11 protein-coding genes are annotated in these 11,249 nt (G+C 48.0%); 7 read left to right on the forward strand and 4 right to left on the reverse strand.

What is annotated here, in order from left to right:
• Positions 1-3 precede the first annotated feature (3 nt).
• The 5 genes from rbsK to rbsB are packed head-to-tail and all read left to right on the forward strand — an operon-like array spanning position 4 to position 4,668.
• Positions 4-888: a ribokinase gene (rbsK, locus tag P400_RS0103770; protein ID WP_026824918.1), complete on the forward strand. Its 885-nt coding sequence runs from the start codon at positions 4-6 to the stop codon at positions 886-888.
• Positions 888-1,277, forward strand: a complete 390-nt coding sequence (gene rbsD, locus P400_RS0103775) for a D-ribose pyranase (protein ID WP_026824919.1) — start codon at positions 888-890, stop codon at positions 1,275-1,277. The genes rbsK and rbsD overlap by 1 nt, the downstream gene beginning before the upstream one ends.
• Positions 1,278-1,288: 11 nt before the next feature.
• On the forward strand, positions 1,289-2,767 hold the full coding sequence (locus P400_RS0103780) for a sugar ABC transporter ATP-binding protein (RefSeq protein WP_026824920.1): 1,479 nt from the start codon (positions 1,289-1,291) through the stop codon (positions 2,765-2,767).
• A 1-nt stretch (position 2,768) separates the two neighbouring features.
• The gene (locus tag P400_RS0103785; protein ID WP_084483555.1) at positions 2,769-3,734 is read left to right on the forward strand and encodes an ABC transporter permease subunit; all 966 of its coding nucleotides are present in this window, start codon (positions 2,769-2,771) and stop codon (positions 3,732-3,734) included.
• A gap of 22 nt (positions 3,735-3,756) precedes the next feature.
• The gene (gene rbsB / locus P400_RS0103790; RefSeq protein ID WP_026824922.1) at positions 3,757-4,668 is read left to right on the forward strand and encodes a ribose ABC transporter substrate-binding protein RbsB; all 912 of its coding nucleotides are present in this window, start codon (positions 3,757-3,759) and stop codon (positions 4,666-4,668) included.
• A 192-nt stretch (positions 4,669-4,860) separates the two neighbouring features.
• On the opposite strand, the gene P400_RS14845 is transcribed toward rbsB, so the two are convergent.
• A complete protein-coding gene (locus P400_RS14845) occupies positions 4,861-6,198 on the reverse strand; it encodes a sugar phosphate nucleotidyltransferase (protein WP_051545933.1) in 1,338 nt (445 codons plus the stop codon).
• 40 nt (positions 6,199-6,238) lie between these two features.
• Between P400_RS14845 and P400_RS0103800 the strand changes: the two genes are divergently transcribed.
• Entirely contained in the window at positions 6,239-6,841 is a 603-nt protein-coding gene (locus P400_RS0103800) for a response regulator (protein WP_026824923.1), read from the forward strand.
• On the opposite strand, the gene P400_RS0103805 is transcribed toward P400_RS0103800, so the two are convergent.
• The 3 genes from P400_RS0103805 to P400_RS0103815 are packed head-to-tail and all read right to left on the reverse strand — an operon-like array spanning position 6,795 to position 10,008.
• The gene (locus P400_RS0103805) at positions 6,795-7,688 is read right to left on the reverse strand and encodes a glycosyltransferase family A protein (protein ID WP_026824924.1); all 894 of its coding nucleotides are present in this window, start codon (positions 7,686-7,688) and stop codon (positions 6,795-6,797) included. The genes P400_RS0103800 and P400_RS0103805 overlap by 47 nt on opposite strands.
• Positions 7,685-8,824, reverse strand: coding sequence for a glycosyltransferase family 4 protein (locus tag P400_RS14850; RefSeq protein ID WP_034770811.1), 1,140 nt, complete (start codon positions 8,822-8,824; stop codon positions 7,685-7,687). Before P400_RS14850 ends, P400_RS0103805 begins: the two co-directional genes overlap by 4 nt.
• Positions 8,824-10,008, reverse strand: a complete 1,185-nt coding sequence (locus P400_RS0103815; RefSeq protein ID WP_026824925.1) for a lipopolysaccharide biosynthesis protein — start codon at positions 10,006-10,008, stop codon at positions 8,824-8,826. The genes P400_RS14850 and P400_RS0103815 overlap by 1 nt, the downstream gene beginning before the upstream one ends.
• Before the next feature lie 47 nt (positions 10,009-10,055).
• Here P400_RS0103815 and P400_RS0103820 point away from each other — a divergent pair, with 47 nt between their 5' ends.
• The gene (locus P400_RS0103820) at positions 10,056-11,213 is read left to right on the forward strand and encodes a glycosyltransferase (RefSeq protein WP_026824926.1); all 1,158 of its coding nucleotides are present in this window, start codon (positions 10,056-10,058) and stop codon (positions 11,211-11,213) included.
• The last annotated feature ends 36 nt before the right edge of the window (positions 11,214-11,249 follow it).

Genomic DNA, 11,249 nt, shown 5'->3' on the forward strand with positions numbered 1-11,249 from the left:
AGAATGAAACGCATTGTTGTCATTGGCAGTATATCGATGGACCTCGTCGTCACGTCCGACAAACGTCCAAGAGCAGGGGAAACGGTCATCGGTGAGTCGTTCCGTACCGTTCCAGGGGGGAAAGGTGCGAACCAGGCAGTCGCTGCCTCCAAGCTAGGCGGCGCTGTAAAGATGGTCGGCTGTGTCGGAAGTGATCCGTTCGGACAACAGGTTGTCGAAAACTTCAAACAGCACAACGTCGATGTCACGCACGTTCGCATTATACCAGATGAAGTGACCGGTACAGCTCACATCGTATTGGCAGAAGAGGATAACTCGATTGTCGTCGTCCAATCGGCGAACAAGAAGGTCGTCTTCACGGAGGATGAACTGAATCAACTTCTCGATGAGCAGTCGTTCGTACTCTTACAGCTCGAGATTCCGATTGAAACGGTCAAACAAGTGACGTCTTATTGTCAGTCAAAAGGGATACCAGTGTTACTCAATCCGGCACCGTCTCAACCGCTTCCGCCAGAAGTGGTTGAACAAGTCACCTATCTGACACCGAACGAACATGAGTGCCGTGACTTATTTAACGGAATGTCCGTAGATGACGTTCTCGAACGCTATCCGAACAAGCTACTTGTCACGGAAGGCGTCCATGGCGTTCGATTCCACGATGGGAAACAGGTGCGACACGTACCCGCCATTCGAGCGAACGTCGTCGATACGACAGGAGCCGGGGATACGTTCAACGGGGCACTTGCTGTCGCACTTGGTGAACAGGGTGACCTAGAGGCAGCTGTTCGATTTGCTGTGGTCGCGTCAGGAATGAGTGTCGAAGGTTTTGGTGCACAAGGTGGTATGCCGACACGGCAAGATGTACAACAACGATTGGAGCGCGTGTGATGAAAAAACAAGGAATTTTGAATAGTCATTTAGCTAAAATCTTTGCTGACCTCGGACATACGGATCGAGTCGTCATCGCGGATTGCGGGTTGCCGATTCCGGACGGTGTGAAGCGTGTCGATCTCAGTCTTCGCATCGGGGAACCTTCTTTTTTAGACGTACTAGATGCCGTTGACTCTGATATGGTCGTGGAGCGCATTACAATTGCCGAGGAAATTCTCACACACAACCCGACGATTGCGGATTCACTGAAAGAACGGTACACGAGCATCGACATGTGTTCGCATGAAGACTTTAAACGAGAAGTCGCAAAAGCAAAAGTCGTCATTCGAACTGGGGAAGCGACACCTTACGCCAACGTTATCTTACACGCCGGGGTCATTTTTTAAGGGGGGATTCGATGCATATTCAGTTGAAAGGCATCCATAAGTCGTTCGGGCCAGTCTCCGTCTTAAAAGGAGTCGATTTTGAACTGTTACCTGGAGAGATTCATGCGCTCATGGGTGAGAACGGTGCCGGGAAATCGACGTTGATGAAAGTGATGACCGGTCTTCACGCTCAAGATGAAGGAGAGATCCTGATCGATGAGAAGAGACGGCAATTCAAGCACCCAAAAGAAGCGGAGCAAGAAGGCATCGCCTTCATTCATCAAGAACTCAATATCTTACCTGAGATGACGGTGACGGAGAACCTGTTTCTCGGTCGAGAACTGACGGGGCCGTTTGGGACAATCAAACAGCAAGAGATGGCGAGGCGGGCTCGGGAGTATCTAGCAGAATTGAATGTCTTCATGGACGTCAATGAAGTGGCACGCAATTTATCTGTCGGTCAGCAACAGATGATTGAGATTGCGAAGGCGCTCATGACGGACGCGAAAGTCATCGTCATGGATGAACCGACAGCTGCCTTGACGGACCGCGAAATTCAGGCACTCTTCGCCGTATCACGGGCATTACGGGACCAGGGAGTATCCATCATCTACATCTCCCACCGGATGGAAGAAATTTTTGACTTGTGTGACCGTATTACCGTACTTCGGGACGGACAGTCCATCTCAACACGTATGATTCAAGACACTTCCTTTGAGGAAACCGTACGCGACATGGTCGGACGTGAAATCGGTGAACGGTATCCGACGCGCACTGCGACGCTCGGGGACATCGTGCTCGAAGTAAATGATTTAATAGGTAACCGGTTCCACAATGTATCGTTCAACGTTCGCGCAGGAGAAATCATCGGATTCTCAGGGTTGATGGGAGCGGGACGGACCGAGGTGATGCGTGCCCTGTTCGGGGCGGACACTCATAAAGGAGGAGTCATTAAACTGAACGGGAAACCGATTCGCATCAAGACTCCGGCAGACGCCATCAAGCACGGCATCGCATTTTTGACAGAGGACCGAAAAGGAGAGGGGTTGCTACTCGACTTCTCGCTCCGAGAAAATCTGTCACTCCCGACACTCGACAAGCGGACGAAAGGGTCCGTCATCTCGAAACATCAAGAAGCGACGTTCGCGGAGACGTACTTGCAAAAACTGCGGGTCAAGCACCATTCGATGGAACAAAAAGTGAAATCGCTGTCCGGTGGGAACCAACAGAAGATTGTGCTCGGTAAATGGTTAGGTGTCGAGCCGGACGTCTTGATTTTGGATGAACCAACCCGTGGCGTCGATGTCGGCGCCAAGAAAGAAATTTATAACATCATGAGCGATCTCGCAGAATCAGGTGTTGCCATCATCATGGTCTCTTCTGATTTACCAGAAGTGCTCGGCATGAGCGACCGAATTGTCGTCATGCGAGAAGGCGTCATCACTGGTACGCTCACGAAACAAGAGGCGACACAAGAAAAAGTTATGACATATGCGACAGGAGGGCAATGACATGGAATTGAAAGCAACGACCGCATTGAAGCGCCCGGGTCGACTCGGATGGGGACAAAAGTTAGGCCCATTGTTTGGTCTACTCGTCATCGTCGTCGTAGTGACCGCGCTCGAACCAGGATTTTTATCATTAAATAACATCTTTAACGTACTTCGACAAGTTTCCATCAATGCCTTGATTGCCTTCGGGATGACGTTTGTCATCTTGACAGGAGGGATCGATTTATCGGTCGGGTCGATTTTAGCTCTCTCGTCCGCATTGGTAGCGGGTATGATGGTGGATGGTCAACATGCCGTTATGGCCGTTGCGCTCGGTTTGATTGCAGGTGCTCTTCTCGGTGCCTTTAACGGTACGGTCATCACGTACGGGAAAGTGGCGCCGTTTATCGCGACATTAGCCACGATGACGATTTACCGTGGATTGACGCTCGTCTATACGGACGGTCGACCAATCACGGGTCTCGGAGATTCCGGTTGGTTCGAGATGCTCGGGCGCGGCTATTTCTGGATTATTCCAGTGCCGGCATTGACGATGCTCCTCGCATTTGGTGTCCTTTATTTTATCTTGAAAAAAACGACATTCGGTCGTCATACGTATGCGATTGGTGGAAATGAAGAAGCAGCTAAATTGATGGGAATTGGCGTCAATAAAGTCAAAATCATGATTTACTCGCTATCCGGGATGCTTGCTGCACTCGCCGGTATCATTTTGACATCGCGCCTCAACTCCGCACAACCGACGGCTGGGACGTCGTATGAACTCGATGCCATCGCGGCGGTCGTTCTCGGGGGAACGAGTCTTGCGGGTGGGCGAGGCTGGATTGTCGGAACGTTGATTGGGGCACTCATCATTGGAACGTTAAACAACGGATTGAACCTTCTCGGCGTGTCATCTTTCTTCCAACTCGTCGTAAAAGGTGCAGTTATATTGTTTGCAGTATTACTTGATCGTCGACAAAACGCGTAACACGCGAAAGGGGAAACGGAACATGAAAAAATGGACAGCTTGGCTACTCGCACTGACAATGGTACTAATGGCAGCTTGCTCGACTGAACAACCAGGATCAAACTCTGAGACGGAAACGAAAGATGGGGATTATGAAATCGGCTTATCCATCTCGACATTGAACAACCCGTTCTTCGTCGCATTGAAAGAAGGGGCAGAAGAGCAGGCAAAAGAGATGGATGCGACTTTGACTGTAGCGGACGCACAAAATGATGCTGCGAAGCAAGTGAATGACGTTGAAGACATGATTCAAAAGGGAATGGACTTGATCCTCATCAACCCGACGGATTCAGAAGCGGTCGGTGCGGCAGTACAGGCAGCGAACGATGCAGGCATTCCCGTCATCACGGTAGACCGTAACGCTGAAACAGGTGACGTCGTCGCACACGTGGCATCAGATAACGTTGCAGGCGGTCAATTGGCAGGTGACTACATGGTTGAACTCGTAGGTGAAGGTCAAAAAGTCGTCGAGCTCGAAGGGATTCCTGGGGCATCTGCGACACGTGACCGTGGTCAAGGGTTCAACGAAGCAATCGATGGGAAACTCGAGGTAGTCGCGAAACAATCTGCGAACTTTGATCGTGCGGAAGGATTGACGGTCATGGAGAATATTTTACAAGACAACAAAGATATCGTCGCTGTATTCGCACATAACGACGAGATGGCACTCGGTGCCGTACAAGCGCTTGATGCGGCTGGTATGAGTGATGTCAAAGTCATCGGATTCGATGCGACAGACGATGCAGTCAATGCAGTCGAAGAGGGAACGATGGCAGCGACCGTCGCACAAAAACCGACTGAGATTGGAAAGTTGGGCGTAGAAGCTGCAATCAACCACTTGAGCGGAGAAACGGTGGAAGAGAACATCCCAGTAGAGCTCGAATTAATCAAATAATGTGTTAAAACCTCATGGTGCCTCGATTTCGGGTAAGGCATCGTGAGGTTTTTTGAGTTCACACATCACTCTTCATAAATTGGATATGAAATCCCTTTTTAAGGGTATATTTAGATGGGAATGAACCTCACTTATTCACAGGAAAGATGGGAATCGTCACAAGTGAAGTTGCTGTTTCAACGAAGCATCACGTCAATACTGTTTATCAAGCGGAGACGGCACAGGACGAGCATCGTCGAGTGTCCAATCGTTTGAATATTGAACCTCGATGAACACAACATCTTCATGAGCTTTAAGCGTGTGCGCCGCACCGCGTTGAATCGAGATGACGTCGGTCGGCTTCGCCTCAAATGATTGTCCGTCAATTGTCACGGTCGCCGTTCCTTGAAGCATCGTCCAAATCGTATCGGTCGCTTCGTGATAATGATAGCTGAGCTCTTTCTCTGCTTGAACGAGCATCCGTCGTGTCACACTATGATGTCCGTCCGCGAGCTCCTCGTGATGAATGACTTCCGATTGTCCCCAACGTTTCCATTTGAACTTCGGATAGTCGTCAGAAGATGCGAGATAATCTTTCAACTGTGGGGTCGCCTCTTTTGTTGATACGAGAATACCATCCGCGTTGACGGCGACCACGAGGTCTTCGAGTCCAATTCCAATTAACGGAAGGTTCAATTCGTTGATTATATGCGTGTTTGTTGACTGAAACAAGTCGACTTGACCGTGCGTTGTCGCTGTCATCTCTTCAGTTAGCGTATTCCATGTCCCTAAGTCTTTCCAATCTCCATCGTAGCGATGAACGAATACGGATTTTGCATGTTCAACGACAGCGTAGTCAAACGAAGTTTTTGCTAACTCATCATAGCGTGATGTGAGGTCTGAATAGAACGTCGGTAAGTTTCGTTCCGTCAGTTCATCGAGTAACAGATGAAGTTTACAAGCGAAAATTCCGCAGTTCCAAAGCGCGCCTTGCTCAATTAGTTGCTCTGCTACATTCACGGACGGTTTTTCCTGGAATAAGCGGACCGAAGAAACTTGAGCTGTCTCATTTGGCACGATATATCCATACTTCGATGTTGGATGAAGAGGCGTGACACCAATCAAATGCAAAGCATCGTCACTGGCTTGTACAGCTTGCTCAACTTGAGGGAAATATTCAAAAAAGCGAAGGTCGACATAAGCATCGACCGGCATCACGAGTACCGTCTCATCCGGGTCGACACGTTGTTCGTTCAAATAACTGGCACCGAGCATGATGGCGGGGAACGTATCGCGACGGCTCGGTTCGGTAATGATATTGGCATCGGTTCCGATTTGATAGACAATGGCATCACGTTGGAGCGCATTTGTTAAAATAAAGGCATCCCGATCTAATTGCATATCACTTAACTGGGAAAAGACACGTTCAATCATGGATTGTTTAGAACCTTTTCCGTCATCGAGCAATCGAATGAACTGTTTCGAGTTGATATCGTTTGAAAGTGGCCATAGACGCTTTCCAGACCCACCTGATAACAGGAGTAGTTTCACTTTGTGACACCCTTTCTGAATGAAAATGGAGGTAGACAACATGGCAAATTACTTGCTCGTCGAACCGCATGAGCATACGCGCAAAACGTTGGCTCGTCTGTTGACGAAAGAAGGAGAGATCATTTTTGAAGCGACAGAAGCGACGGATGCGATTGCGATTCTAGAATCAAGTGATATCGACGTCGTCATCACGGAATTACGGCTTCCGCATACAGATGGAGTCGAACTGTTATCCTACGTGAAGAAAAACTTTCCGCTCATCCATCAAATCGTATTGACCGACTATACGCATACCCATACGTTGATTGCGGCCGTCAATTACGGAAACATCAAGCGCATCATGACGAAGCCAATGAAAATCGATGAGTATGTGATCCGCGTCATAAAGGATGTCGGTCAACAAGCCATCAATATGAAAACGAACAAGTATCGAGTCGCAGATGTGCTGACAGAGTTTTTAGATGATCTTGGACATACGTATTGTCTGTTTTATGAGAACGGTGATTTGGTCAGCTCGGAAAATCTCGTTGTACCGTTCGGGTCCGGGGAAACGGACGAATTGAAACGTTTCGTCATCCCGACCCAATACGGAGATTTTATTTTGTATCAGCCACGGGATCGCTCTTCCCAAACTTATGGGTAACGAGTTGCGATACCCCGATTATCGTCAAGCGAAGGTACATGTAGGCGACTCCTAGTGTTAACACCGGGTGCCGTCTATATTTTTTGAGGTTTGATGGGTGGTATAGCACCGGTCTAAAGAAGTACCAACGCGCCAGCGCCTTTCGGAAACCACCTTCCTCTGTCTCGAGCGTCTGTGGCATCACTTGGAAGTAATAGCGCTTCTTCTCGAGCAAGTTCTGAAGTGTCACTTTCTTCTCGTTATGTTTCACTGAAGTGAACGTGGCGCGTCGGATGATACCGCCTTGTTGGATGTAACGAATCGTCGGTTGCGTCTCTTCAAAACTGATTTGAGCGGGGTTGATGCCACCCGATGCTTCGTACGCTTCCATTCGCCAAAAACGTGCAGCCTCGATGGAGCGGTCATCGATTCGTTCTTCAGGAATTTGGAATAGATTTCGTTCGAACACCTTTACTTTGGAGAAAAAGTTGGTGTACGTGCTATAGGCCTCTTCTGGAATGACAAGCGCGCCGACATCTTCGTGATGTTTCAGGTAAAGTGAACAACTCGTCAACAGTCCCTCGGTCAATACCATGTCCGAGTCAATGATGTACAGCATGTCCACATTGAGCTCTCGGAGACGGCCGATTGCTTCTTTACGGGCGACCCCGCGCTCACCGTGTGGAAGTGACAGGATGATGAATCGTTCATCATCTGCGGTCAGCTCTCGCATGACCTCGACCGTTCGATCCGTCGATCCGTCATCCGCAATCACACAGACAAACTCGGCTGTTTGTTGTTGGATGGACTGAATCGTGTCTCGAATGATTGCCTCGTTAAAATACGTAGACATCGCGATTCCAATCATGATGTTCTCCCTTCCTGAATCAAGATTCCAAGCTTTTGGTTCAACCATTGCTCAAATACTTCACCGGTGCGACTCCATTGCAGTGTCTTCGCAAACGTATGGGCGTCATGTCTAACGGTCTCATAGTGACCGGGATCGTTTAAACAGCGTCTCATTTCGAGCGCGAGCGCCTCTGCTGTTTGTGCCATCGTCATATAACCTAACTTCCCATACTGAACGGCGTCCCGTAGACCTGGAGCATCGTACACGACGGTTGGTGTTCCGACAGCGGCGGCCTCGCTGACAGTCAGTCCCCAACCTTCACGACGGGATGGGAATAAAAGAGCAGTTGCTCGGCTCATCCGCTCGAGTTTCTCTTCTTCACTCACAAAACCGAAATAGTGGACGTCAGATCGTATCTCTTCCGGCGTAATGGGATTGAGTTGTTCAGTAATGTACGCCTCGTTCTTTTTCCCGATGATCCACAGTTGTGCCGTCGGGAAGTCATGTTTGATGGAAGCGAACGCCTTGACGGCATCATTGATTCCTTTATAGGCGGACATGCGTCCAACGTATAAAAAGGTAGGTCTTTTTTCTTTTGGATACCATGCGTCTTCTGGCCATGGTGTGAAATTGAGACCTTCCGGCAAAATCGTGATGTGTGACTCGGGAATTCCGACTGCGACGAGATCGTCTGCCGTCGACTGACTGACGGTCAACACATCGTTTTGACGATAGAGGCGCAAGCGGCTCGTTTCCGTCCACGCCCCGACCCATGACATGGGAGGTGATAGATTGATGCGCCAAATCTCTCGTGTCAATTGATGGATGAAAAGAATGCGTTTGTGTTCGGGTACATAGAATGGCGTGAAGAAATGGTGTGTATTCATCTGATCGATAACGAGATCGATTTCCTCTTCGTGCGCTTTGTAGTAGCGTCGTGCCCCTACGATGCTCGAGGCGTCTGTACCCGTTCGAATATAACGGACGCCATCAATCCATTCCTCGTCCTTACGTCCTTCGATATGAGGGGACAGATGAATGATGTTGTAACGAGGGGCCACGAAAGATAGCATTTCATGCGTGAATACTTCGGCCCCGCCTGCCTTAGGGTGTTTAATGTCTCGCCAAGATAAGCATAATATAGTGGGTTTCATCACAATTCCTCCTTTAAGCGCCGACGTCGCTCAGAGTGAAAGCGGAAACGGAGGAGCAAAGATCCACCGAGTAAGACGACCGCTTGAGCGAAGAGCCACATCTCCATCGATTGCCGGAATAGGAATAAGGCAACGAGAAACACGAAGAGTAGTGCCCAATACCATCGTAAGTAGTGATTGTTCCGTAAAATGAACTGTAACATCGCCTCGTACTGTACGATGATGATGCCGATATACGTGAAAATCATATAGCGTACATAATACCCGGCCTCGTCGTATCCTTGTCCGAAGAAGATAGGGACGACCGATGGGATGATCAAGAAATACAGCACCGTGATGATTCCAAGGGCTGCCAATAACAAGCGGAACACCATGCGTTCAAATGATAGGAATGAATCGGTTTCAGCTGCTCGACTCAGACGAGGCAACAGCACTTGGAAAATGGATAGACAGACGAACAAGACGAGCTGACTAAATCGTAGGCCGACGGAATAGTCTCCGACTAATGACGGAAAGAACAAGGTGACGAGTAAACTATCGACAGAAAAGAAGAGCGTCATGACAATCTGTACATGGATGAGTTGGAACAAGCCGTGAAACTGTCTCTCACCAGCCGTTTCTGGGAAATGAGTCTGCCATATGCTGAGTGCATATGTAAGAATCATCCCAATCAAAATACCAATGAGCGCGAGTGTGATGTCGAGTCGCTCGAGAAACATCCACGTGACGCCCACTTTGACAATGGCTTCGACGTAGTACGAGAGGGTAAGGGAATAAAAACGTTCGTTCGCTTGTAAAACCCCACGTCGGAATGAAACGAGTATATGGAAAAATACTGTAACTGCAAGTAAAAAGAGGTTTATCCTAGATAAAGGAAGAATATATGGGATAAGTATAAAAAGTACACTGGATAATCCCATCGCGGTGAGTAGAATCATTCGCTCGATATACCGATAATCGGTCGCGATTTGTTGTCCTAAGTTTCGGGTGACAATCCACTGAACGGCACTTCCGATAATGAGCAATAAACCAAGAAGGGCGAGGTAAGCATTTAAGAGGCCATAGTCTTGATTGGATAGGCCACGTGCTAAGAAGAAGTGATACGAATAGTTGATGATATTGAGCAATGCATCAAGAACAGGGAAGATCAGTAAAATCGAATAACGACTCATGACAGCTTTCATACGAATCACCTCTTTCAATTCGTCAATCTAAAAAGGAGGACCATGTGATGGATAAAGGAAAAGTGGTCATCTTCACAGACCGGCAACGACAAATTCCGTATGCTTCTTGCATTCCGCACTATGAGCTCGTTCTTTCTGAAGCGAACCACACATCCGAACAGATGATTTCACCAAACATTCGTGCCATGAAAGATCAAATTAAAGTGTACGTGATTGATTACGTGGACTATGAGACGGGATTGAACGTGGCGGCTGCACTCCGCACGTATCATCCCCAATCATCGATTCTATGGGTTGATGACGTTATTCGACACCAAGGAAACTTCCCCTTTAAACAATTGTTAGGTAATGGGATATTTAGAATATTTTATTATAGAGAAGAATATGCGGATGAACTATTAGCCGAAATCCAAAATATCATTCATCCAGAATACGCTGTGAAAAAAGGGACTGTAGCCTTTATATTACCAATTTTTAACGAAGAGAAACGGTTTTCACACATTCATGCTTTTTTGACATCTCTTACCAAGATGATTGAACGAAACTATTTACACAGTTCAATCTATTTTGTAGATGATGCCTCTTCCGATCAATCGAAGCATCTCTTACAGGAGTATCGAGACATCGTCATGAACGCGACGGATACGTTGTTCAAAATTGATTATTTAAAGATGTATGAGTTGAAACAGAATACGAAAAAAGCAGGTCTCTTCATCGAGGGGATGACGCATATCTCAAGCGAATACTATGTGTTCGTCGATGCAGACAATTCCTTTAAAGTTGATGACATCGCTCAACTACTGAGCATCGCGGAAAATGATTACTATGATATCGTCATCGGTACGAAAGATTTGACGATTGAAGACCGGAGTCTCGTTCGGAAATTCGTCAGTTTCGCGAAACGAACTGTCACAAAACCGTTCTTACCAGAAGGCGTCTCGGATTCACAGACAGGTCTCAAAATCATCAATCGTCGGGCAATCCCGCGGTTGCTCCCATATTTGAGTGCAACGAGCGGGTTCGCCATCGATTTGGAGATGATGTATGCCGCTAAAAAAGAGCGTCTGCGTGTCTATCAACAACCGGTGACTTGTATCGAACGTGAAGGGTCTCACGTCGACCTCGTGAAAGATTCCATCGCATTCCTAAAGACGATGGTCCTTCTTCTACGACGACAGCGGGCCGTCAGTCGGGCAAGACGATAAAATTGCATCACGCACAAAGCCCACGTCTCTTATTGG

Origin of the sequence: Exiguobacterium marinum DSM 16307, from assembly GCF_000620845.1 — a bacterium.
GTDB classification, from domain to species: domain Bacteria; phylum Bacillota; class Bacilli; order Exiguobacteriales; family Exiguobacteriaceae; genus Exiguobacterium; species Exiguobacterium marinum.

Coding starts and splice junctions, on each gene's coding strand:
- rbsK (WP_026824918.1), top strand. CDS start 4: ATGAAACGCATTGTTGTCATTGGCAGTATATCGATGGACCTCGTCGTC.
- P400_RS14850 (WP_034770811.1), bottom strand. CDS start 8,824: ATGAAACCCACTATATTATGCTTATCTTGGCGAGACATTAAACACCCT.
- P400_RS0103785 (WP_084483555.1), top strand. CDS start 2,769: ATGGAATTGAAAGCAACGACCGCATTGAAGCGCCCGGGTCGACTCGGA.
- rbsD (WP_026824919.1), top strand. CDS start 888: ATGAAAAAACAAGGAATTTTGAATAGTCATTTAGCTAAAATCTTTGCT.
- P400_RS0103780 (WP_026824920.1), top strand. CDS start 1,289: ATGCATATTCAGTTGAAAGGCATCCATAAGTCGTTCGGGCCAGTCTCC.
- rbsB (WP_026824922.1), top strand. CDS start 3,757: ATGAAAAAATGGACAGCTTGGCTACTCGCACTGACAATGGTACTAATG.
- P400_RS0103815 (WP_026824925.1), bottom strand. CDS start 10,008: ATGAAAGCTGTCATGAGTCGTTATTCGATTTTACTGATCTTCCCTGTT.
- P400_RS0103805 (WP_026824924.1), bottom strand. CDS start 7,688: ATGATTGGAATCGCGATGTCTACGTATTTTAACGAGGCAATCATTCGA.
- P400_RS0103820 (WP_026824926.1), top strand. CDS start 10,056: ATGGATAAAGGAAAAGTGGTCATCTTCACAGACCGGCAACGACAAATT.
- P400_RS0103800 (WP_026824923.1), top strand. CDS start 6,239: ATGGCAAATTACTTGCTCGTCGAACCGCATGAGCATACGCGCAAAACG.